Here is a 23,468-nt window from a genome sequence, read left to right as displayed (position 1 = left end):
CCAGGGTGAAGTCCGTTGTTCCTCAACTCTTAAGAAAAAACGGCGGCCTGTAAGCTTAAGGATGTCTTTTCTTCTTCCGCGAAATGCCGTTAATGCGGAATGGGCGGGATTGCTCCAGATGAAAAGCTTCAGTCTTGTGCAGATGAGAAGCTTCAGTCTTGGCGCCGCCACAGTCTTTCTCCTTAAGTGCAGACGGAAGCATGCGCCGGACTGGGGTGGTTCCGTCCGACGCGCATCTTCCACTCCGCGCAAATGGGCCTCGCCCGCCAGGTAAGAGAATGTCACCGGAAATCGCCATCGGATGGGAAGTCTTCGAGATCATCTGGATCAACCTGCTGCTCTCGGGCGACAACGCGATCCTGATCGCGCTCGCCTGCCGGCAGCTGCCGGTGCGTCAGCGCCGCTGGGGCGTATTTCTCGGCGCGCTCGGCGGCGTCGTTCTGCGCATCGCCTTCACGCTCGTCATCGTCGAGCTTATGGCGGTTCCCTATCTTAAAATCGTCGGCTCGCTATTGCTGCTCATCATCGCCGTCAAACTTCTGATCGACGAAACCGAGCATTCCGACGTTACGGCCAAACCCAATCTCTGGAGCGCGGTCGGCGCGATCATCATGGCCGACGCCGTGATGTCCCTCGATAATGTGATCGCCATCGCGGCGGCGGCGCGCGGTTCGACCAATCTCATCGTCTTCGGACTTCTGATCTCGGTGCCGATCGTGATGTTCGGCGCCGGCGCGCTGCTCAAGGTGCTGGAGCGATTTCCGGCGCTGGTCTGGGCGGGCGCAGGCCTTCTCGGCTGGGTCGCGGGCGACATGGCCGCCGCCGACCCTGCCCTGCCGAAATTCGTTCATGTCGCGAATCACGGCGCGCTCGAACTGGGGCTTTCGATCGGGGGTTGCGTCCTGGTGCTGGGCGTCGCTTTCGCGATCGCCGTTTACCGGCAGTGGCGCGAGGACCAGCGCGCCTAGCCGCGTCCCATGCCCTGCTTGGCGAGCGGCTGCTGCGGATCGAGCGTGAGCGCGCGCTGGTACGACTCCTGCGCCTTCGACCGGTTGCCGCTCTTGTCGTAGGCGACGCCAAGCCAGGCCCAGGCGAGCGCGCTTTTGCTGTCGACGTTGAGCGCGGCGTTGAAGTCCTCCACCGCCTTGTCATATTTGCCGAGCGCGACCAGGCTTTCGCCGCGCGCGAGATAGGGCGCGGCGGCGAAGGGATCGCGATCGATCGCGTTGTCGAAATCCGTCACGGCGCGCGCGTTGTCGCCGCGTTTCTGGTGGATGAGCCCCCGCGCGTGAAACGCCTGCGCGCTTTCGGGGTTGAGGCGGATGGCCTGATCGAGATCCGAGAGCGCCTGATCGAGGTTGCCTTGCGCCCGCAGCAAATTGGCGCGGCCAACGTAAGCCGGCGCGTGTTTGGGATTGGCTTCGATCGCATGGTCGAAATCGGTGCGAGCGGCGTCGCTCTGGCCCATCTGACGAAGCGCGAGCGCGCGATTGGTGTAAGCGGGCGCATTGTTCGGCTCGAGCTTGCTCGCCTGGGTGAAATCGGCCACCGCCTCCTGGAACCGTCCGACCCGCGCGTAAGCGACGCCGCGGGTGTTGTAGGCCTCAGCGCTCGACGGATTGCGGCGAATCACTTCGCTGAGCGAGTCGATATTCGCCGAGGCGGATCTGGGGTCGGTGTCGGCGATTTCGGCGATGCCCCGGCCTGGCGGACGAATGCCGCTCGCCGTTTCGCAGCCCGCCAGAGCGATGAGGGCGAGCGCCGCCGCGCAGCGCATGAGGGCCTGACGCGACAGGTGCGAATCTTTGCGCGCCGCACGGCAAAAGCCCATGCCTTCAGGTCCTCCCAGCCGCAATCGTCGTCCCGGTTATCTTCTATGCGCAAATTCTAAAGGAGCGCCTGCAATCCGGCGAGAATTCGACGCCAGTCGATCAGCGTCCGACGGTCTTGGCCTTTACAGGGAGCAGGCCTTCGCGCTGGAGCTTCTTGCGCGCCAACTTGCGAGCGCGGCGGACCGCCTCGGCTTTTTCGCGCGCGCGCTTCTCGGACGGCTTCTCGTAATGACCGCGCAGTTTCATTTCGCGGAAGATGCCCTCGCGTTGCATCTTCTTTTTCAGAGCTTTGAGCGCCTGATCGACATTGTTGTCGCGAACGAGAACTTGCACGTATCCATCCTGTGTTTGTCGCGCCGCGACGATCGTCGCTAAGCCGTTCGAATCGGGAATAGGTCACCGGGCGCTGACGGAGCGCCTGACCCGTGCCGCAGGAAATAACAGAGTCGCCCCTTCCTGTCCACGGCCGATTGGCGCGAAAGCCCTTCAACCTGTGCTAAAAGCGCAGCTCCGCGGCGCCGCTGCGCGTGGGAGGGGCCGGCCTCCTTGTTCAATCTCGGCGTTACAATATAACATTGGCCATGTTCGACTTGATGACGCACGAACGCGCCCTGCCCCAGCCCGTGCAAGCCGACGCGGGACCTGGTCCTCAAGAGCCGCGACTCTCAGCCCTGGGAGCCTCGGCCCGCGCCCGTCTGATCGTCGCCGCGTCGCTTCTCGCGGCGTTGTGGGCCGGCGCCTATTGGGCGCTGCATTGAGCCCGGCCGCCCACGCGCCGGCGATCCGGCTCGTCAATCTCACTCTCGGCTATGATCGTCGCCCTGCGGTCCATCACCTCGAGGGCGAGATCGCGCCCGGGGAAGGCCTCGCCGTCTGCGGCCCGAACGGCGCCGGCAAGTCGACTCTGCTGAAGGCGCTCGCCGGACTGCTGGCCCCGCTTGGCGGGCGCATCGATTTCGGCGGGCTTTCGCAGCGCGCCGTCGCCTATCTGCCGCAGGTCGTCGACATTGATCGCGCTTTCCCCATCAACGTCCGCGATTTCGTCGCGATGGGCGCTCTGGCGCGAATTGGCCTTTTCGGCGCCCTGAACGCGTCGGAGCAGTCCCGCGTCGGCGCGGCGATCGAAACCGTCGGGCTCGTCGGCTTCGAATCGCGGACGCTCGAAACGCTGTCGGGCGGTCAGATGCAGCGTGCGCTGTTCGCGCGGCTGATCGTCCAGGATCAGCCAGTGATTCTTCTCGACGAGCCCTTCGGCGCGATCGATCAAGCGACAATAGACGATCTCCTGGGTCTGATCGCGCAATGGCGGGCCGAAGGACGCACGGTCGTCGCCGTTCTGCACGAAATGGACATCGTCCGCCGCGCCTTCCCGCGCGCGTTGCTGCTCGCACGCGAGTGCATCTTCTGGGGCGACACGCGCGACGCGCTGTGCGAGAAGAATCTCATTCGCGCCCGCGCCATGTCGGAAGCTTTCGACGAGCGTGCGCGCGAATGTCTTCGCGATGAGTTTGGCGCCGAAGATAAGCTGCATGTTCACTGACGTCTTCGTCACCCCCTTCGCCGATTATGAATTCATGCGGCGCGCGCTGGTCGGCTCGCTGGCGCTCGCCCTATCCGGCGCGCCGCTCGGCGTGTTTCTGATCCTGCGGCGCATGTCGCTTGCCGGCGACGCCCTGTCCCACGCCATTTTGCCCGGCGCCGCGGTAGGCTATCTCGTCGCCGGACTGTCCTTGCCGGCGATGACCTTCGGCGGTCTCGCCGCCGGACTCCTCGTCGCGCTCGCCGCAGGCGCCGCGTCACGATTTACGACTCTGCGCGAGGACGCGTCGCTCGCCGCCTTCTATCTCGTCTCGCTGGCGCTGGGCGTCACGCTCGTTTCGCTGCGCGGGTCAAACGTTGATCTGCTGCACGTGCTCTTCGGCTCGGTCGTCGGCCTCGACGACGCTGCGCTGCTGATGCTCGTCGGCGTCTCGACCGTCACCCTCGTCATGCTGGCGCTCTTCTACCGCGCGCTTGTGATGGACACGCTCGATCCGCTGTTTTTGCGCCAGACGAGCGCCTTCGGCGAATTCACGCCCTTCCTTTTCCTCGCGCTGGTGGTGCTCAATCTCGTCGCGGGCTTTCACGCGCTCGGCACGCTGATGGCGGTCGGTGTGATGATGCTTCCCGCCGCGGCGGCGCGACTGTGGACTCGCGATCTCGCCACCGCCTTGCCGCTCGCCGCGGCGATCGGCGCGCTCTGCTGCTACGGCGGTCTCGTCTTCTCCAACGAGACCAGCGCCCCGACGGGACCCGCCATAATTCTCGCCGCGGGCGTCGCCTATTTCGTTTCGATGATTTTCGGCCGCGCCGGCGGTCTCCTGCGATTGAAACGGCCCCGCCGGCATCTCGAAGGATAGAGCGATGCTCACACGCCGCCATGCGCTAGCGCTTTCTCTCGCCGTCCTCGTTACGCCAGCGAAGGCGGAGGCGAAGAAAATTCCGGTCGTCGCCAGCTTCTCGATCATCGGCGATCTTGTGCGGCAGGTCGGCGGCGACCGCGTGTCGGTGGTCACAATCGTCGGCCCTGACGGCGACGCCCATGTTTACGAGCCCAATCCAGCCGACGGCCGAAACATCGCGCAGGCGCGGCTGATTTTCGTCAACGGCCTGGGATTCGAGGGCTGGCTTGAACGGCTGATCGCAGCGGCCAAGAGCAAAGGCGAGGTCTTCACCTTGGGCAGAGGCGTAACCGCCCGGAAAGACGAAGAGGGACAGGATCCCCATGCCTGGCAGGACGTCGCCAATGCAAAGGTTTATGTCGAGGCGATCCGGGAAGCATTGACGGCCGCCGATCCGGAGGGCGCGCAGATTTACAAGGCGAACGCCGACGCCTATCTCGCCAAGCTCGATGCGCTCGACGCCGAAATTCAGCGGGCGATCGGCGCCCTTCCCAAGGAGCGTCGCCGCGTCGTCTCAACCCATGACGCCTTCGGCTATTTCGCCGCGCGCTATGGCGTCGAGTTCATCGCCCCGCAGGGCGTCTCTACCGAGGCCGAGGTGAGCGCCCGCGACGTCGCGAGAATCATCGACGCGGTCAGAGCGCATAAGGTCGGGGCGGTGTTCATCGAGAATATCGCCGATCCGCGTCTCGCCAGGCGGATCGCCAGCGAGACCGGCGCGCGCGTGGGCGGCGTGCTCTATTCCGACGCGCTGTCCGACGCGAAGGGCGATGGCGCGACCTATATCGACATGATGCGCCACAATGTAAGAGAATTGGCCAAAGCCCTGGCGCCCTGAGAGCGGCAGCCGGTTTTCGGCGGATCGGCATTCGGACGACTGCCGATTGCCACTGCCGACCGCCCTTCTCCGCAGGAGAAAGAATGACAGACAAAATCCCCGTCACCGTCATCACCGGCTATCTCGGCGCCGGCAAGACGACGCTCCTCAACCGCATCCTCACTGAGCAGCATGGCCGGCGCTATGCCGTGATCGTCAACGAATTCGGCGAGATCGGCATCGACAACGACCTCGTCGTCGGCGCCGACGAAGAAGTGTTCGAGATGAACAACGGCTGCATCTGCTGCACCGTTCGCGGCGATCTCATTCGCATCTTCGAGGGACTGATGCGCCGTCGCGGCAAGTTCGACGCGATCGTCGTCGAGACGACCGGCCTCGCCAATCCCGCGCCTGTCGCGCAGACCTTCTTCATGGACGTCGACGTCAAGGACTCGGCGCGGCTCGACGCCGTGGTGACGGTCGCCGACGCCAAATGGCTGGGCGAACGGCTCAAGGACGCGCCGGAGGCGAAAAGTCAGATCGCCTTCGCCGATGTGATCGTCCTCAACAAGACGGATCTTGTTTCAGACGACGAGCTCGCGGAAGTCGAAGGCCGCATCCGCGCCATCAATCCATACGCTGCGCTGCATAGAACAGTGAGGTCCGACGTGCCTTTGCAGGCCGTGCTGGAGCGCAACGCGTTCGACCTCGACCGGATTCTCGAAATCGAACCGGCGTTTCTCGAGGCCGAAGATCACGGCCACGAACATCATCATGCGCATCAAGAGCATGATCATGAATGCGGTCCCGATTGCGGCCATGAGCATCACGACCAAGACCATCATCATGGCCATCATGAGCATGATGAACATGAGAAGAAACATGCGCATCACGCCGGGATGAAGCATTTCCACGACGACGAGATGCATTCCGTCTCGATCCGCCATGAAGGCGCGGTCGATCCCGAACGCTTCGTACCCTGGCTCAACGACCTCATCCAGCGCGAGGGGCCCGACATTCTGCGCAGCAAGGGAATCATCGCCTTCAAGAACGAGCCGCGACGGTTCGTTTTCCAGGGCGTGCATCAGATCCTCGATGGCGACTTGCAGCGAGAATGGAAGGAGGGCGAGAAACGCGAGTCGCGCCTCGTTTTCATCGGCCGGAAGCTGAAGGAGCAGGAGATCCGCGAAGGATTCGAGAAGATCGTCCTTGGGGCGTAAGCCGTGCAGCAGACGTCTCATTCATAGGAAATGATCTCGCGCTCTTGCGCATGGACGATCTTCATGCGGCGGGAGTCGCCGGCGTTGCGGCGAACGAGGAATCGCGGGCGGCGTTTGCGCACATTGACCTCGCAACGCCGGCGCACGGAAGCGGCGATCTCCTCGGCGCCCTCGAGCGCGCGCAATTCGCCATCCTCTTCGGTGACGCGGGGCAGTCCGAGCCAGGTCGCCCAGTGACGCCAGTCGGACGCGACGGCGCCGCCGTCCCGGGTCTCGCCGAGAAGAATGTCGAGGTCGGGGTCGCTGTGGGCGAGCGAGAGGACGTAGCGAGGCGATCCGTCGTCGGCGGGCTGGACATCGAGGGCGACGCCGCAATAAGCGCTGACGGGCACCGAGATGACCATGGCCACGCCGCTCAAGCGACGGGCGATCAGGACGTCTTCCCGAGTCACGCGGATGCGCCGGGCGCCACCGTCGGCGCGCCGATCGCGCTGAACATAGACGTTTTCTTCGATCCTGCGGGCGGCGTCGGCTTCAACCATCGGTCACTCCTTACGGCTTGAATTCCATCTCGGCGCCCATCTTGCCGCAGCCCTGCGGGGAAGGCGCTAAAAAGCTCGGTGAACAGCACGTAAATCGTTGCTTTCACGCATGGTTTAGCCGATGAGAGTGAAGTCCATGGAAAGGAATTCGTTCAAATTGCTCCTATTCTGCGCAATGCGTCCGCTTGCAGCCGGTCGACGCCTCACCTACTCCTGCTCATGATGGGCTCCAGCCAAGCAGAACTCGCCGCCTTCCTCCCAAAACTCGAAAGCGTCACGCGCAAGGCCGGCGACATCGCCATGGCCTACTTCCGCCCGGGACAGCGGACGAGCGCCGCCGTCTCTTACAAGGGCGGCGGCTCGCCGGTCACCGAGGCCGATTTCGCCGTCGATCGCTTCCTGTTCGAGGAGATGGCGCGGATCGCGCCGGATGCGGCGTGGCTCTCCGAAGAAAGCGTCGACACCGCCGAGCGGCTGGCGCATGACGCTTTGATCGTCGTCGATCCAATCGATGGAACGCAGGCCTTCTCGCGGGGCGATACGCGTTGGTCGGTCTCCATCGCGCTGGTCGTTGGCGGCCGGCCGGTCGCCGGCGTGATCCATGCGCCGGCGCTGGGCGAGACCTATGTGGGCGCCCTTGGGCTCGGCGCCTTTCTCAACGGTTCGCCCCTTGTCGCGCCCCAGCGCGCCCAGATCGCCGGCGCGGCGCTGGTCGCGCCCCGCGCAATGCAGGACAGGCTTGCCACTTTGCCGCAAGGATTCGTGATGGCGCCGCGCACGCCGTCGCTGGCCTTGCGGCTTGCCGACATCGCCTCTGGCCGGCATGATATCGTCGTCGCGGCGCCCAATGCGCGCGACTGGGACATCGCCGCCGCGGACGTTCTCCTCGTGGAAGCCGGCGCCATGTTGAGCGAGCCGGAGGGAGTCGCGCTCACCTATAATCGCCCCTCGCTCGCCCGCGAGATGCTCATCGCGGCTCCGAAATCGCTGTTCGACGAAAGCCTCGCGCTGGCGCGGGAGGTGCTGGAAGGAAAATTATGAACAAGACGACGAAAGCAACCTCGGCGAAGAAAGAGAAACAGCTGTTACATCTTGTATTTGGCGGCGAGCTGGAGACGCTGGACGGCGTCGAGTTCCGCGATCCGAGCAAGCTCGACATCGTCGGCATCTATCCGGATAACGATAGCGCCCTCGCGGCATGGAAAGCGAAGGCGCAATCCACGGTCGACAACGCGCATATGCGTTATTTCGTGGTGCATCTCTATCGGCTGCTCAATCCGGACGTGGAGGAACTCTAATCGGCTTTCCAAAATTTGCCGGTTTTGCCGGGAATATAATTGCGGTTCGGGTAGCCCGACGCGAGTCGAGAAGACGCCGTCAGATCGCCGAGGCGGACCGAAGTCTAATAGACAGGAAACATGTCGCTTCTGAAATTGTACCGGCTGGCGACGATAGCGGCGACGCCGTTCGCCAGCGCCGCGCTCAATTGGCGCGCGAAACTTGGCAAGGAAGATCCCGCTCGGCTGGCCGAACGCATGGGCGAGTCGCATCGTCCTCGGCCGACCGGGCGACTTGTCTGGCTGCATGGCGCAAGCCTCGGCGAAAGCCTGTCGCTGCTCCCACTCATCGACCGCTTCATCCAGCGCGGACTCGACGTGCTGGTGACGAGCGGCACGGTCTCTTCCGCCCGCGTTCTCAGCGCGCGATTGCCAGCGGGCGCCTTTCACCAATATGCGCCGCTCGACGCGCCCAAATTCGTTGACCGATTCCTCGATCACTGGCGCCCGGATATCGCTGTCTTCGCCGAGTCGGAACTCTGGCCCAACATCGTCGCCGCGGTGCGCGCGCGCGGCGCGCCGCTCGTTCTCGCCAACGCCCGCATCTCGCGCCAATCCGCCGAGCGCTGGCGCGCCGTCCCCGGCGCTGCGAAATCCGTCTTCGGCGCCGTCGATCTCTGCCTTGCGCAGGATTCGGATAACGCCGCCCGATTCCTGGCGCTTGGCGCGCGTTGCGTGCGCATCGCCGGCAATCTGAAATTCGACGTGCCGCCGCCGCCGGCGGATTCGGCAAGACTTGCGGAGTTCAACGGCGCGATCGGGGCGCGGCCGGCGTGGGCGGCCGTCTCGACCCATCCCGGCGAAGAGGACGTCGTGCTCGACGCGCACGTCGAAATGGCCGCGCAGTCGCCCGCGCTGCTGACGATCATCGCGCCGCGTCACCATGAGCGCGGCGTCGAGATCGTCGAAGCTGCGCGCGCCAGAGGATTGCGCGCCGCCTTGCGGTCGCAGGAGCGCGAGCCGCGGCGCGACGTCGACGTTTATGTGGTGGACAGCGTCGGCGAACTTGGATTGATCTTCCGCAGCGTGGGAGTCGTCCTGATGGGCAAGTCGCTGCTGCCCGGCGGGGGACAAAATCCAATCGAGCCGGCGAAGCTCGGCTGCGCGATTCTCTATGGTCCGCACGTCGAAAACTTCACGGAAGTCTACGGCGAGCTTGCCGCCGCAAAAGCCGCCGCGCGCGTGAGCGACGCCGCGTCGCTGGCGCGGGCCGCGCAGTATCTGCTCTCCGATCCTGCGCGCATGCGCAAGATGGGACGCGCCGCGGCCGAGACGGTGGAAAAGCTCGGCGGCGCTTCGCGCGGCATCATGACCGCGGTCGAACCCTATCTCGCGCAGATGGCGGTCGCCCAGCAATGAGCGCCGTGCGCCGCAGCGCTGTTTGAGATGCGCACGCCCGCCTTTTGGCGTGACGATGGCGCGACGGCGCGGCTCCTTTCTCCGCTTGCAGCGCTCTACGGCGACGCAGCCCGCAGGCGCCTTCTTCGCGATGCGCCGAGCGCCAATCTGCCGACGATCGTCGTCGGCGGACTGACGGCGGGCGGCGACGGCAAGACGCCGCTCGTCATCGCGCTCGCGCAGCTTCTGCAGGCGGCGGGCGAGACGCCGGTCCTGCTCACGCGCGGCTATGGCCGCACGCGCGGCGAAGCATCCGCCGTGGTCGTCGATTTGCACCGTCATGGCGCTGACGACGTCGGCGACGAAGCGCTGCTGCTTGCGCGTATCGCGCCGACAATCGCAGGCGCCGACCGCGTGGCGAGCGCGGCTCTCGCCGCGCGTCTCGGCGCCAGCGTCCTAGTTCTCGATGACGGCTTTCATAGCCGTCGCATCGCGCCGGACCTCTCGATCATCGCCGTCGACTCGGACTATGGCGCGGGCAACGGCCGCTGCATCCCTGCCGGGCCTTTGCGGGCGCCGCTCGGCGCGCAGCTTGCGGCGGCGGACATGCTGGTCATCGTCGGCGATGGCGCTGCAGGACGCGATATCGCCGCGTGCGCCAACAAGCATGTCATCGGCGCGCGTTTTGCGCCTGACCCGAACGCCGCCGATGCGCTGAAAGGCGCGCGAATCATCGCCTTCGCCGCCATCGCCCGGCCCGAGAAATTCTTCAGCCTGCTGGAGGCGTGCGGCGCAAAGATCGCGGCGCGAGTCGCGTTCGGCGATCACCGCCGATTCACACAGAGCGATTATGCGACGCTATCGAAGCTGCGGCAGCAGCATGGCGCACGGCTCGTCACGACGGAAAAGGACGCCGCGCGGATGGGCGATCAGCTCGCGACGCTCGGCGTTCACACGCTGCCCGTCACGCTGACGTTCGACGACGCCGTCCTTCTGGAGGAGGCGCTCCAAGCGGTTACGGGAGGCGACGCCGCAGCCAGCCGCTTCGGCCGTTGATCAGGGCTTCTTTACGCCAAGACGCATCAGCTTGGCGTGCGGGCCACTGTAGGGCTCCTGCAAATCGACGTTCCAGTAGCGCAGATCCTCGAGCGGGATCGGCTCGCCGGTGACAGCGCAACGCACATAGGCGCCTGGCTTGCGCACACGATACTCGCCATCGAGATATTCGACGACGGCCTCGTCAGCAGGCTGAGGCTGCCGGTCATAGCGGTTCATGCGCGTTCTCAAGCCATAGCGCCGCGGGAACGGACGCGCCATCAGGCGCCTGAGCGTCGTTACGAGCGACCGCATCGACGAACTCGAACGCTCCCTTCCGGCAGGATCAGATCTACAGCATATAGCATCCGGGCGCGTGCAAGGAAACGCCCGCCGAGACTCGCGCCCGGCCACATCCTCAAGGCGCAGGTTCTGCTCACCAATAGACCTTGGCGCGGACCTCGAACAGATTGGGATGCGCGCCGGTATAATTGGCGCCGAGAAGCATGGGCAGTGGACCGCCGTTGTAGAGGTTCAATGGCGAGACGATGTTCATCACGCGCGTCCAGTTCGCCTGGAATGCGATGCCCACGTCCGGGTACCAATTGACGCCGATCGTAAGATTCTGCTGACGGCCGCCGTTGATCCCGGCGTTGGCGATGTAGGTCCGGGCGAATGGATTTGGCGTGACGAAGGTCGTGAGCGCCAGCAGGTTGTAAAGGGTGTTTCCGTTGTAGGGTCCGTTGTTGAGGTCGACGGAGCTGAAGCGAGCGGCCAAGCCCCAGGCGCCCCAGCCGCCCTTGCTGAGCGGATTCTTGATCTTGAGCTGATTGAAGGTCGCGCCGTTCTTGTCCTTTATGTCATAGGACTGCGCGCGTTCCTCGCCGGTGATCCAATAGGTGCCCTGGATGTAATAGCCGTCGAAATAAGCCGACCGTCCTCCGGGATTGAACGGAACCAGAGAACCGTTGACGGGAATGACGCCCGTCGCCGCCGAAGCCGCCGTCAGATAAGTCGCGCGGTTGATCGCGTTCTGATCGCGGTTGTAAAGGGCGCCGAAATATTCCGCCTGGATGCCGAACGGCCCATGTGACGCCGCGAACTCAATGCCGAAGGATTCGACGCTCTTCGTGCATTTGCCGGCGAAGGCGGAGCTGTTGAAGATGTTTTGCGGGATCGGCCCCACGATCGTTCCGCAGGAGAGATCCGGCGTGCCGATGAGTCCCTGGCCGAGGATATTCGCTTCCGATCTGATGCGGTTGCCGAGCGCAAGGACCCGGTCGTTGTTCGCCGCCGTGGAGTCGTTTGGCTGGTGATAGCGGCCGGAGACTCCGACGTGAAGAAGATCATGCTCGTCGTGGATCGGCGCGTAGGTCAGGCGGCCGGTGAGGTCGAAATACTGCCCGCCTCCGGTGGCTTGAAACCAGGTGGTGTTGGACTGGAAAGGACCGCCGCCGCCCGCGTTCGGAATGTAGAGTCGTGGAATGCCCCAGGTCGCCGGATAGCCGCGCGCGGGATTGAGGCTCGCGTCGCCGAAGCTGGTGCTGAATATGCCGCCCTTGAAGGTCCAGTCGTCGCCATATGCGCCCATGGCAAGGCCGATATGACGATCAGGCTGGAAGGTGTCGACGGCGAGCGAACGTTCGATGAAGTCGCGGTATTTCGAGGAATTGATCGCCTCGACGCTGAACGGCTCGAACATGCTGCCGACCATGATGTAGGCCGGATCCTTCGCGAAGGGCAGCGTGAACAGCGGGCTCTGGATGCCGAAATAGGCGTCGCGAATGCCGCCATAGACGTGATTGACGCCGGTTATCTGGCTTGTGCCGGTAAAGTCATATTGCAGCTTGTAGAAGTAGATCTGCGCGGCCTTGCCTTCGACCTCGAGCCGGAGCTGGCGGCCGCCGACCTGATTGTCGAAACCGTTGAGCGGCAGAGCGATGCCGCCGCCGTCGATGATGATGCGGCCGCCGACCTTAAAGCTATACGCCTTGTCTTCGGTCTCGACGAAAAGCCCGTTCCTGAAGCTGACGAACACCGGCGGCCGTGGCGGCGTGTCTGAAGACCCTTTGGACACTGCAGCATTGGCGACATTCGTTTCGCTTTGCTGTGAACGGCTCTTCGCGCTTGAACTTCGCGACGGCGGCTTCGCCTGGCGCGCTTCCTGACGAAGCTTGGCGACCTCGGCTTCGAGCGGTCGAAGCCTGGCGATTTCCGCTTCCAGCATGCGCAGTCGCGCCTCGATCGCGCTCTCGGACGCGCCGGCGCCTGTCGAGAGCAAGGCCCCAACCGTCGCCACGGCGAGTGCTTCCTTCGCCCGCCGAATTGCCAAGTCCGCCTCGCGATTCCTTTTGCGTTTGGCGGAGAGGGTGCGGCGTTAACCTTAACGAATAGTTAGCGCCCTTCTCACCCCTCTGATGCAAAGGCGTCCGCGCCCCAAATGGGGCGCGGAGAATTGCTCGAGTCGCGAGGGCTAGAAATAGACCTTCGCCCGCATTTCGAGGAACGTCGGATGGGAGCCGCCCTCATAGGAGGACTGAGGATTCCAGTTCAACGGCGACTTCAGAGACAGCACATGAGTGGCGTTGAACTGGAAGGCGAAGCCGTTATCCGGATACCAGTTTATGCCCGCCGTCACGTTTTGTTGGTAGCCGCCATAGACGCCGGAATTTGCGATGACGTTCTGCAAGAGTGTCGCATTGGCGATCTGTGCGGGAGTTCCCGGCAGGGGCCCCCCGAACAAGCCGAAAGCGTTATTGGCGACCAGCAGGTTGTTGTAGAGCGACGCGCCCTGATACGGACCGTTGTTCAGGTTGAGAACGCTCCAGCGTCCGACGAGACCCCAGGCGCCCCAGCCTCCCCTGGAGAAGGGATCCTTGATCTTCAGCTGGCCGAAGGTCACGCCGTTCTTGTCTTTCAGATCGTAGGACTGAGCTTTCTCTTCTCCCGTGATCCACCACTCGCCCTGCACATATCCTCCGCTGGCGACGTAGTTGGAATTGCCCGGAGACAGAAACAAGCCTTGCGTTGGCGAAGCGGCGCCCAGCTGATTGAGTTGGGCCAGCGCGAACTGCTGAGCGGCGGATGTGTTCCTGTTATAGTTCGCCATGAGCCACTCGCCCTGAACGAAGAAGTTCTCGTAGGAGAATGCAGTTTCAAGGTCGATCTTCTCGATGTCCTTGATGCAGTTGCCGGCGGCGTTATACTGGTTGAAGGTCACTGCAGGCGTCACGAAGGCCGCGGGCTGAGCGAACCGGCCGCACGAAAGATCCGTGGTTCCGAGGAAGGTGGTTCCAAGGATATTGGCTTCGGATCCGAGCCGATTGCCCGGGGCCGAGTTGCGATCGTCGCTGTAGGCTGTCGCGTTGTTGGGCTGATGGTAGCTGCCGGCGACGCCTAAATGCACAAGCCGATGCTCGTCCAAGATCGGCGCCCAGGTTACGCGGCCGGTGGTTTCCCAATAGGCGCCGCCTCCCCAGGGTTGATACCAATTGGCGTTTCTCACGCCAAAGCCATTATAGGCTGGCGCTAAAACGCCCACGTTTCCGGACGATGTGTTCACCGGACGCGCGTTGAGATCCTGGAAGCTCAGCGAATAAAGACCGAAGTGAGCCGTCCAATTGTCTTTGCCGATCAGGCCAGCGGCCACGCCAATGTGACGGAAGGGGGCGATTGCATCGACCGCGAGCGGCCGTTCGATCGTGTCGCGATATTTCGAGGAAGCCAAGGCCTCCAAGCTGAATGACTCGTACTGGCTGCCGATCTTGAAATAGACCGGCTCGGCGAGCAACGGATGCGACAAGCGGGGGTCTTGCAGGCCAAGGTAGGCGTCGCGCCATCCGCCCCAGAGAAAATTGCGGTCGGTTACGTAGTTTCGCGACCAGAACGCGAGACCCGTGAGGGTGTTCGCATTAGGCAGATTTGTATTCCAAAGCTGCGTTGTGGAATTCGCGAAATCGAATTGAAGCTTGTAGAACCAAGGCCTCAGCCTCCCTTCGGCCTCCAGTCGCGCCTGGCCAAAACCAACATTCCCCTGCCAGCCATTGCCGGGTGAGCCAATTGTGCCGCCGCCATCGACAAAGAGGCGGCCGCCGACCTTGAAGGCGAAGGCCTTGTCCTCGGTCTCGACCAGAAGGCCGCTTTTCAAACTGACGAAGACCGGGGGCGGCGGCGGCGGACCCGGCGGGCCTTTCACCGCCGCCGCGGTGGCGGCGTTGGCGACATTCGTCGCGATTTTCGCCTGCGCCTTCGCGCCATGCGCCTCGTGACGAAGTTTCGCGACCTCCGCTTCTAGCGGACGAAGTCTGGCGATCTCCGCTTCCAACATGCGCAGTCGCGCCTCAGTGGCGCTGTCGGTCGCGCCAGCGCCGGTAGCCGCGAGCAATGTTCCCGCCGTCGCCAAAGCAAGTGATTGATAGATCGGAGTAGTCGCCATGTCCCAGCCTCGCGCTTGGTTAGTTTCGGAATGCAGCGCGCGACTTATGGCCCTCCCTAAATGACACATCCGTGACAATTGAAGTATCAATGCAGTCATCCGTTGATCCAAGTCACGTATTTCTGAATTATGTTGCTGACGTGCAACACAGATACGCACATATATAAGTACTAAAACCAATATTGAGCTTCTTTAAACGGTACGGATTTCTACTTAATAGCATGCATGTCATATAGTGCACACTGTATCTTATACGTTTTGTGACAGACTCAGTACAGGCGCCAAATCGTACTAAATTGGAAACAATCCATAAACATTATTTCTGTTGTATACATGATAAAAACAATCCGGAAATAAAACTATACTTTTTGGACAAACTGCAGCAACACGGGCCTGCAAAGATCCCGCCCGGGTTGAGCGAGCGACGCTGCGTCGCCGCGCAACGAACGCCTCCCTCCCCTTGTGGGAGGGAGCGCAAATGACAAAGAGGTTTCGCGAAGCGACCGAAACAGGAGCAGGCTTCTCACCTGCCGGCCGTGGATCCAGCCCGCCGTCCACTGCCGAAGAACGGGCGCAAAGCTTATCGCCGAAGGGGCGTGGTGGCGGACTTGGCTGAACGGGGCTGAAACAACCCTCGTCGATCAGCCGCTCGCAGGAGCGAAGCCTGCGAGCCTGACAGCGAACGACTGAAATAAATCGATGAAAGATCCAGAGAGCGGTGACGCTCCGTCAGCCGGAGCGTTGCCGAGGGCTCAGTCGCAGTTCTTGAATTTCGAGTCCTTGCACCGAGCGATCATGGCTTGAGCCTTGGCGATCTGCTCGGGCGACAAGGATTTCGCCGACATGTCGCGGATCGATTTCTTCTCGGCGACGCTCATTGCGAGCGTCTCCGTCGCGAGCTGCGTCCACATGTAGCCGTGCAGCAGATCGCGTTCGACGCCCTGTCCGGCGACATACATGTTGCCGAGATTCAACTGGGCGTCGGCGTCGCCCTGCTCGGCGGCCAGCCGCAGCCATTTGGCGGCTTCCTTGTAGTCCTGCGCAACGCCGGCGCCGTCATAATACATTGAGGCGATATTCATCTGCGCGGCGGCCAGTCCCTGATCCGCCGCGAGCAGATTCCATTTCATCGCCTCCTTGTAGTCCCTCATGACGACCTGTCCTTCGAGATACATCGTGCCGAGATTGAACTGTGCGGAGGCGTTTCCATGATCGGCGGCGGCGCGAAGCCATTTGATGGCCGCCTTGGGATCGGCGGCGATCCCCTTGCCTGTGAGATACATCGCGCCGAGGTCTCCCTCCGCGCGCGCGTCGCCTTTCTCGGCAAGCGGCTTGAGCAGTTTGAAGGCGCTGGCGTAATCGCCGCGTCGCGTTGCGCCCATCGCGGTCTCATAATCGTCAGCGCGGACCGGCGCGGCCCAAGCGAGCAGGATGGAGAACGCGATCGTGGCCACGGGCTTAGTCATTCGGGCTCCTTCAGCAAAATCAAGACGCGCGAAAGCCCCCGGCGCGAACCGGAGGCTTTCGACGAGATCACGGCCTGACCAAATTGATCAGTAGTTCCACTGCAGCTGCATTCTGAGCAGGTCAGCCTGGAATTGCCGATAGGGCGCCGCAACCGTGTTGGTGCGGTCCATGTGAGAGTAGATCGCCGTGAATTCGAGCTCCGGCAAGGGCTGATACTCGACGCCGACGTCCCATTCGTTCACACGGCCGTTCGGCGCGTTGTTATCGAATTTGAACCCGCCGTTATAGTATTGCCATTTCACGAAGGGGAAATAGACGCCGGTGCCGAAGTCCTTGTCCTCATATTTGTAGGAGGCTTCGACATAGCCGCCGTTCAGCCTTCTCGCCTCGATCGCGGTCTGCGTTCCATTGAGCTGCGGCCCGACGCCCCAGTTCCATTCAGCGCGAAGGCCGAAGGGCTGCGGATAGATGACGCCAGTGATCGCGACGCGCGAGTCGCGAATGCCCTGCCCGCCATTCGCCACGGCCGGTCCCCAACCGTTGAACGCGCCATAGACGCCCAGCTGATAGTTTCCGACGTTGTTCCATCCGGCCCCGTTCACATAAGGAACGAAGCCGGATCCGATGTTGGTGTATGGCGTGTTCAGCGGAATGAAGCCCGCCCAGTTCGTCGCCATGCCCAGCGAGGGCCGGATCGCTGCCGTGTAAGGCACGAAGCGTCCCGTGTAGCCCTGGATGCTCGCTTCGACCACCTGGCCGTTTTCGAAGACGTAAGGGTAGGTGAAGCGCGCGACGAGATGCGTGCCCTTGTTGAGCTCGATGCGGTTGGCGCCTTGTCCGTTGTAGACGCCAAAGGCGACCATGCCGTAATCGCCCGTGCCTTTGAGGTTGTTCTTCACGAGGTCGCGGAAGAGATGCCGCATTTCCTTCGGCGTATAGTAGAAGAACAGCCCAATGTCGCGTTCGTCCTTGCAGCAGGTGTTGATGGCGTCGGCGCGGTCGAGCGCCAGACGATTCTGCGACGACTGCATGTTTTCGAAGCCATAGGGAATTTTCGACTGGCCAGCGCGGACGCGGAATTCCTTGTCCTTGTCGAAGTAGATGTCGGCGTAGAGGTCGCGGATCTGCGCAAAGTTGCCGGGCGCGTTGGTGTAGCTGCCGACCTGGTTGAATCCGGGATATGGGAACACCGGATTGTAGAAATAGTAGACGGCCTGAGCGGCGGGGTTGCCATAGGCGGCGAAGGTCGGCGACGTCGAATTCGCGTTCGGCGGATTGCTCGCGAAGTCGTTCTGGAAATAGAGATAGAGATGATCTGAGACATCGCCGCTCAGAATGATGCGCGCCCGTCGGATGAAGAAGTTCTGCCGGTCGCCGACCGAACGGTCGTTCGTCGTCCTGATGTCGTACCAATACGGGCCGCCGCTCAGAATGTCGTTATAGCGCATTTGCGTATAGCCGCGCAGGCTGAGCCGCTCATACCAGTGCTGCGGAGGCGGGGGCGGCAGCGCCGCCGCAGCCGCATGCTGGGCCGCCGCCGCCTTGGCCGCCTGCTTGGCGCGCGCCTCATCGGCCTCGAGCTTGGAGAGCCGCGCCTTGAGCGCGCGGATTTCAGCGGAGACATCCGCTGACGCCGGCTCGATCGCGGCCAGCGAGTATAGGCCGAACGCAGCGATGGCGAGCGCGCGTTGTCCAACTCCCAGTTTCATAGGTTAAATCCCCCGGTTAACTTCCGGGCGACAGTGAAGCCAAGGCTGGATGACAGAGGGGTGACAAACTCTGCCGCAGCTGATTTGTGACGTTGGAACGGCTGGGAAGTGTGGCGCCGGCGCCACACTTCCCAGCCGTTGATTGTTGTTTTTCGTGGCTTTGCAGCCACAGCCGATCTTTTTTCCGAGCTATTTGCGGCCGCTTCTTTCAGCGGCTCAACCGCGCTGGAAGGATCGCGCGGTCATTCCCTCATCGCTGGCTCGGCCAAATGCCTTCACGTGCAGCCGGGCGCGCGCAGCCTGACCACGCTAACCCCCCCGCCGCGGCGCTCGACGCAGATTTTCGTCGCGATCCTCTGCTGGAGCGAGTCCACGTGGCTGATCACCCCGACCCGCCTCCCCTGCCCCTGCAGGGTCTCCAGCGCGTCGATGGCGATGTCGAGCGTCGCCGAATCGAGCGCGCCGAATCCCTCGTCGATGAACAGGGTGTCGACGAATGAATTGCGCCCCTCGAGGCCGGCAAGCGCCAGGGCGAGGGCGAGGGACGCGAGAAAGCGTTCCCCGCCGGAAAGCGACCGCGTCGAGCGGCGCTCGTCGCCAAGCTCCCGATCGACGATCTGAAGGCCGAGCGAGCCGGCCTCGCCCGAACGCTCCAGCGCATAGCGCGGCGCGAGCAGCGCCAGCCGCTGATTGGCGAGCGCCACGAGATGCTCCAGCGTCGCCGCCTGGGCGAAGCGGCGGAACTTGTCGCCGCTCGCCGAACCGATCGCTTCGCTGACCTCGCTCCAGAGCCTGACGCCTTTGCGGGCGCGCTCGAGCTTGTCATCGAGAGCGGTCGCCCGTCCCCTCGCCGCGTCATCCGTCGCGCGGCGCTCGCGCAGCGCGCCGAGCCGCGCGGACGATTCGTCGAGATGACCGCTAACGTCCTTCTCCCGAGCGGCGAGTTCCTCCCGCGAGGCTGCGGGCGGGGCCACGCTGCGCGCCGCAGCAAGGTCGGCCTGCCGCTCCGCCAAGGCGACCTCGGCCGCCCGTCGGTCGGCTTCCGCGGACTGAACGGCGCGCGCGAGCGCCGCCTGCTCTTCGCGTGACACCCCAAGCAGCTGCGCCACAGTCGCCTCATCGACGCCTGCGGCTTCGAGCGCCGCGACGTAAACGGCCCGCGCGTGGTCGGCGCGCGTCATCGCCAACTGTTCCGCGTTTGCGAGTTCCGAAAGACGCGCTTCACAGGCGGCTTTCGCGTGCCGGACGGCAGAGAAAAGCTCGCGCTCTTCGTCGCGCGTTTGAACGGCTGCCCTGTGGCGATTCTCGATGCGCTCCCGATGGGAGGAGGTCGCCTCTCCCTCCAGAAGCTGCGCGCGTTCGTCCCGCGCCTCGGCCAGACTCCTTTCGCGCGCCTCGTGGTCCGTTCCGGCGTCCGCCGCACGGGCGCAGGCGCCGTCCGCCTCCGCAGCGAGGCGCTCGGCCGTCAGACTGATCGCCGCGAGGCCCGCGCCGAGCGCCTCCGATCGCGCCAACGCCTGCCGATAGCTGATCCCCGCCGCTTCGAGCAGTCGGCGCGCGGAGCCCGCATCGCGGTCGAGATCGGCGGTCGAGAGGTCGCAAAGCTGCAGGTAAGGCGCAAGCGACCGATCAAGCGACTCGAGGCGCTCAACGAGGCCTGCGCTCTCCGCTTCCGACCGCGCGCGCGCATCGCGAGAAGCTTCAAGCGACCCGGCAAGCGCTATGCCTTCGCTTTGGCGCGCGTCCATCGCCTGACGGACTTCGTCGCGCTCGCTGCGCAACCGATCGCGCTCCTCGCGCAGACGACGTGCGGCGAGAAGCTTTCGGGCGACGTGCTCGCGCGCGGCTGCGGCGTCTCTCGCCAATTCGTCGAGCCGCGACCCCGCTGACACGATTAAAGCCGGGGGCGCAAGTTCGGGCGTCTCGCGCGCGAATTCGCTCTGCAGCAGCGACGCATAGGCGTGTTCTGCGCCCTCGCGAGTTGATGTCGCTTCCGCAGCGCGACGCGACGCGACCTCATGGTAGGCCTTCGCCTGCGCAGCGCGTGCGCTCAGCGCGACAATCTCTCCGTCCAGTTTGCTGAGCGAGCGTCGCAATTCATCGCGACGCCCGCGCAACTCATCGATCAAGGCGCTCGCAGCGTCGCGCCTCTCGGCGAAAGGATGCTGCATTGCGCCGCAGACAGGACAGGGCGCATCGTCGCTCAGCGCCGCGCGCAGTCGCAGCGCGTGAGGATCCGCAGCCGCGTCGGCAAGTTCGCCGAGTCGTTCGGCGTCGGCGCTTTGCGTCGCATGCTGCGCGCGACTGGCGCGCAAATCCTCCAGGCTTTCAGCAAGCGTAGCCTCCTCTTGCGCGTAGCGCGCGATATCGCGTTGCGCCGCCGACGCTACAGCCTCCGCCTCGTCATAGGCGCGCGCCCATTTGCCTAGCCCATCCAGGAGCTCGGCTGCGCGCGCGAGATCGTCAGCGCACGTGAGCGCCGCCGGTTCATCCAGCACAAGGAGCGCGTGGTCGCGTTCGGCGATCTGCGCCGCCAGCTTTACACAGACGGTCTTCGCTTGCGCGTCGCGCGACTGAAAATCCGCAAGCGTCGCCGCGCCCCGGCTGAGATCGGCGTCGGCCGCCGCAAGCGCCCGGTCGCACACGCGCTTGGCTTGCAACAGTTCGGCGCGTTTCGTCAGCCACTCGCTGATCTCCTCCCAACGTTCGCTGAGCGGGCGCGCGGGCGCGAGGCGCTCGAGATCAGCGAGAGCCGCCGCCTTCTCGCGTCGGATGCCCGCGAGCCGCTCCATCGTCTCCGCGCACTTGGCGCGCTTTGTCGCTGCGCGCGAGGCGGCGTCGCGCGCAGCGCTTCGCGCCTTCTCTTCCTCGTCCGCCAGATTGGCGATGCGCGCATCGAGCGCCGCGGCCTTGCTCCAGACCGGCGCGAACCGGCCGATCTCGGCTTCGGCGTCGGCGCACGCTTCCGCAGCCGAGCGGGCCTCGGCGTCACGGGCGGAAAAAACTTCTTGCGCAGCGCTCGCCTGCGCTTTTGCGTCGACGGCAGCGCGCGCCGCCTCTTCCTTCGCTTCTTCTGCGCGGCGCAAATCGTCCCGTGGCGCGCGCAGCGGCTCCACCTGCGCAAGCGCCGCCAGAGCCTCTCGACTCGGCGATGCAGCCTCGAACGCGCGCATGGCGTCCTCGCGCGCCGACATCGCCTGCGCGAGCTTCGTCTGCGCCTGCGCCACCGCATCGAGCCTGCCGAGCGCCTCCAGTGTTTCGGCGCGAAGCTTGGCGGCTTCGGCGCGCGCTATTTCGGTCGTTGTGAGTTCGGCGTCGATATCCGCGCGCTCCGCTTCGGACATGACGCCGATCTCGGCGCGGCTGCGTTCGATGAGCGCCGCCGCCTGCTGGGCCTCGCGCGCACGCTCAAAGGCGCGCTTCGAGAGCACGCCGTAGATTTCGGCGCCGGTGATTTTTTCGAGCAGCTCGGCGCGCTCCTTCGCGTCGGCGCGCAGGAAGGCGTCGAATTCTCCCTGCGCCAGAAGCGCCGTGCGGCGGAACTGGTCAAAGGTGAGATCGGTCAGTTCGACGATACGGGAATTGACCGGCTCTATGCCGCTCTCGATCGGGGCGACGATTTCGCCGGCGTCATCGATGCGCCACAGCGACCTGACGCGCTTCTGCAAAGCCCCAGCGGCTTTGCCGCGCGCGCGCTGCAGATCGCAGCGCGCCCGATAGCGCAGCCCGTCTCTGCCGATGAAGTCGACTTCAGCGAAGCCGCGCCCCGCGCCGCGACGAAGAATAGCGCGCGGGTCGCCCGCGGTGATCGTCTCTCCGGACGGATCCGGCGCGCTCTCGCTCGCCCCGGCGGCGACGACGCGGGGAAATTTGTCGTAGAGCGCCAGACAGATCGCGTCGAGAATCGTCGACTTGCCGGCGCCGGTTTCCCCCGTGATGGCGAAGAGGCCAGCCGAGCGAAGCGGCTCGCTGTCGAAGTCGATGGCGAAGCCCTCTGCGAGACTGGCGAGATTGGCGCCTCTGATCGCCAGAATCCGCAATGTCACGCCTCCTGCAGAAGACGCTCAAAACAGTCGCAATGGTCAGCTGTTGGCGCGACGCCGTGCGCCTGCTCGAAAGCTTCGCGGAACAACTCGCCCGGCTGTCGCTCCGCGAGACGCAACGGCGACGCCATGACCGCCTGCGCCTGTGGCCGTTCAACGCTGGTCGAAACGACGCGCAGCGGGAATTTCTCGCAAATGGCGTCGAGTTCGGCTTTCAATCCGACGGCCGGGCCGTCGACCCTGATCGCGAGATGCACGAAAGGCCATGCTTCTATCGGCGCCTCATTGTCCAGATCGAGCGCCGCGAGCGCGGACTCGAGTTCGGCAAGGCGTAGAACGCCGGTCGCCGGCGCCCGCAGATGAGCAACCGCGCGGCTGAAAGGCGCGTGGTCGATCGCAACGGCACCGCAGTCGTCGATTTCGACGATGCTGACGCCATGCGCATAGTCGATTTCGGTCTTCGACATCGGAATGAGCGAACCAGAATAGCGGATCGTTTCACGGCCCACGGATTGCGGGCGATGCAGATGGCCAAGCGCGACATAGGCGATCTCGGGCGAAAACACGTCGGGCGGAACGGCGTGTTCGCCGCCGACGAGAATGCGCCGCTCGGACCCCTCTGATTCTACCGCGCCAGCGACATGAAGATGGCCGGTGACGATGAGCGGCGCCGCGCCGATTTCGCGCCGCGCGCAATCGACCGCCTCGCGATAGGCCTCCCGGACGGCGCCGACGGCGCCTTCGCCCGTAACCGGCAGATCGACTGCGCGAGGGTAAGGCAGGGCGAGCAGATACGCGCCGACGCGGCCGCTCGCGTCGCGTATCGGCGTAAGATGCGCGCGCGCGTCGAATGCGCCGTCCCGTCGCGCGAAGGCGCCAATCGAAACGACGTCCGCCATTTCGAACAAGGCGCGCGGCGCTTCTAGTCTTGCCGCCGGATCATGATTGCCGGCGACAAGCGCGATTCGCGCGTGCGGACAGGCCGCGCGCAGGTCCCGCAATGTGTCGTAGAGCAGCCGCTGGGCGTCGGCGGAAGGATTGAGGCTGTCGAAGATATCCCCCGCCACGACGACGGCGTCGACCGCCCGCTGTTTCGCTATGGCGACGAGCTGCGCAAGCGCCGCGCGATGCTCGGCTTCGCGCGACCATCCCTGCAGAGTTGCGCCCAGATGCCAGTCGGCGGTGTGAAGAAGGCGAATCACCCCGACAGTAGGCAACAGGCCGTCGGCGATCGGCAAGAGACCTTGCGCGG

18 protein-coding genes and 2 pseudogenes are annotated in these 23,468 nt (G+C 64.2%); 10 read left to right on the top strand and 10 right to left on the bottom strand.

Annotated elements, in window-relative coordinates:
• Window positions 1–278 precede the first annotated feature (278 nt).
• Window positions 279–968, top strand: a complete 690-nt coding sequence (locus AC0X69_RS19505) for a TerC family protein (protein ID WP_482609970.1) — start codon at window positions 279–281, stop codon at window positions 966–968.
• Here AC0X69_RS19505 and AC0X69_RS19500 read toward each other — a convergent pair.
• Both AC0X69_RS19500 and rpsU read right to left on the bottom strand, forming a co-directional pair.
• Complete coding sequence (locus tag AC0X69_RS19500; protein WP_482609968.1) at window positions 965–1,831, bottom strand: tetratricopeptide repeat protein; 867 nt, start codon at window positions 1,829–1,831, stop codon at window positions 965–967. The two genes, AC0X69_RS19505 and AC0X69_RS19500, sit on opposite strands and share 4 nt — an antisense overlap.
• A gap of 109 nt (window positions 1,832–1,940) precedes the next feature.
• Window positions 1,941–2,165 (bottom strand): annotated as a pseudogene (gene rpsU / locus AC0X69_RS19495) (30S ribosomal protein S21); the annotation flags it as partial.
• Window positions 2,166–2,413: 248 nt separating this feature from the next.
• Between rpsU and AC0X69_RS19490 the strand changes: the two are divergent.
• The 5 genes and pseudogenes from AC0X69_RS19490 (at window position 2,414) to AC0X69_RS19470 (ending at window position 6,310) form a co-directional block, all read left to right on the top strand.
• Window positions 2,414–2,590, top strand: a complete 177-nt coding sequence (locus tag AC0X69_RS19490; RefSeq protein WP_482609966.1) for a hypothetical protein — start codon at window positions 2,414–2,416, stop codon at window positions 2,588–2,590.
• Window positions 2,591–2,679: 89 nt separating this feature from the next.
• Window positions 2,680–3,372: pseudogene (locus AC0X69_RS19485) on the top strand (metal ABC transporter ATP-binding protein); the annotation flags it as partial.
• Window positions 3,362–4,231 carry a metal ABC transporter permease gene (locus AC0X69_RS19480; protein WP_482609963.1) on the top strand — a complete coding sequence of 290 codons (870 nt, stop codon included), beginning with the start codon at window positions 3,362–3,364 and terminating at the stop codon, window positions 4,229–4,231. The pseudogene AC0X69_RS19485 and the gene AC0X69_RS19480, both read left to right, overlap by 11 nt.
• A 4-nt stretch (window positions 4,232–4,235) precedes the next feature.
• Window positions 4,236–5,111: a metal ABC transporter substrate-binding protein gene (locus AC0X69_RS19475; protein ID WP_482609961.1), complete on the top strand. Its 876-nt coding sequence runs from the start codon at window positions 4,236–4,238 to the stop codon at window positions 5,109–5,111.
• Window positions 5,112–5,194: 83 nt separating this feature from the next.
• Entirely contained in the window at window positions 5,195–6,310 is a 1,116-nt protein-coding gene (locus AC0X69_RS19470) for a CobW family GTP-binding protein (RefSeq protein ID WP_482609959.1), read from the top strand.
• Window positions 6,311–6,327: 17 nt separating this feature from the next.
• Here AC0X69_RS19470 and AC0X69_RS19465 read toward each other — a convergent pair whose 3' ends face one another.
• Window positions 6,328–6,852: a DUF6101 family protein gene (locus AC0X69_RS19465; RefSeq protein ID WP_482609957.1), complete on the bottom strand. Its 525-nt coding sequence runs from the start codon at window positions 6,850–6,852 to the stop codon at window positions 6,328–6,330.
• Window positions 6,853–7,071: 219 nt separating this feature from the next.
• On the opposite strand from AC0X69_RS19465, the gene AC0X69_RS19460 reads away from it, so the two are divergent.
• From AC0X69_RS19460 to lpxK, 4 genes are all read left to right on the top strand, one after another.
• Window positions 7,072–7,893, top strand: a complete 822-nt coding sequence (locus tag AC0X69_RS19460) for a 3'(2'),5'-bisphosphate nucleotidase CysQ (protein WP_482609955.1) — start codon at window positions 7,072–7,074, stop codon at window positions 7,891–7,893.
• On the top strand, window positions 7,890–8,150 hold the full coding sequence (locus tag AC0X69_RS19455; RefSeq protein ID WP_482609953.1) for a DUF4170 domain-containing protein: 261 nt from the start codon (window positions 7,890–7,892) through the stop codon (window positions 8,148–8,150). The genes AC0X69_RS19460 and AC0X69_RS19455 overlap by 4 nt, the downstream gene beginning before the upstream one ends.
• Window positions 8,151–8,270: 120 nt before the next feature.
• Window positions 8,271–9,548: a 3-deoxy-D-manno-octulosonic acid transferase gene (locus tag AC0X69_RS19450; RefSeq protein ID WP_482609951.1), complete on the top strand. Its 1,278-nt coding sequence runs from the start codon at window positions 8,271–8,273 to the stop codon at window positions 9,546–9,548.
• Between the two features lie 27 nt (window positions 9,549–9,575).
• Complete coding sequence (gene lpxK, locus AC0X69_RS19445) at window positions 9,576–10,583, top strand: tetraacyldisaccharide 4'-kinase (protein ID WP_482609949.1); 1,008 nt, start codon at window positions 9,576–9,578, stop codon at window positions 10,581–10,583.
• On the opposite strand, the gene AC0X69_RS19440 is transcribed toward lpxK, so the two are convergent.
• The 7 genes from AC0X69_RS19440 to AC0X69_RS19410 form a co-directional block, all read right to left on the bottom strand.
• A complete protein-coding gene (locus tag AC0X69_RS19440; RefSeq protein WP_482613453.1) occupies window positions 10,584–10,802 on the bottom strand; it encodes a DUF2093 domain-containing protein in 219 nt (72 codons plus the stop codon).
• 196 nt (window positions 10,803–10,998) lie between these two features.
• On the bottom strand, window positions 10,999–12,861 hold the full coding sequence (locus AC0X69_RS19435) for an OprO/OprP family phosphate-selective porin (RefSeq protein ID WP_482609947.1): 1,863 nt from the start codon (window positions 12,859–12,861) through the stop codon (window positions 10,999–11,001).
• 174 nt (window positions 12,862–13,035) lie between these two features.
• The gene (locus AC0X69_RS19430; protein ID WP_482609945.1) at window positions 13,036–14,997 is read right to left on the bottom strand and encodes an OprO/OprP family phosphate-selective porin; all 1,962 of its coding nucleotides are present in this window, start codon (window positions 14,995–14,997) and stop codon (window positions 13,036–13,038) included.
• A 752-nt stretch (window positions 14,998–15,749) separates the two neighbouring features.
• Entirely contained in the window at window positions 15,750–16,463 is a 714-nt protein-coding gene (locus AC0X69_RS19425; RefSeq protein WP_482609943.1) for a tetratricopeptide repeat protein, read from the bottom strand.
• A gap of 87 nt (window positions 16,464–16,550) precedes the next feature.
• Window positions 16,551–18,173 carry a porin gene (locus tag AC0X69_RS19420; protein WP_482609941.1) on the bottom strand — a complete coding sequence of 541 codons (1,623 nt, stop codon included), beginning with the start codon at window positions 18,171–18,173 and terminating at the stop codon, window positions 16,551–16,553.
• A 275-nt stretch (window positions 18,174–18,448) separates the two neighbouring features.
• A complete protein-coding gene (locus AC0X69_RS19415) occupies window positions 18,449–22,219 on the bottom strand; it encodes an AAA family ATPase (protein WP_482609939.1) in 3,771 nt (1,256 codons plus the stop codon).
• Entirely contained in the window at window positions 22,216–23,418 is a 1,203-nt protein-coding gene (locus AC0X69_RS19410) for an exonuclease SbcCD subunit D (protein ID WP_482613452.1), read from the bottom strand. The genes AC0X69_RS19415 and AC0X69_RS19410 overlap by 4 nt, the downstream gene beginning before the upstream one ends.
• Window positions 23,419–23,468 lie beyond the last annotated feature (50 nt).

It is taken from the genome of Methylocystis sp. Uni0008 (assembly GCF_056838045.1).
This window is presented reverse-complemented; position numbering and strand designations above follow the sequence as displayed.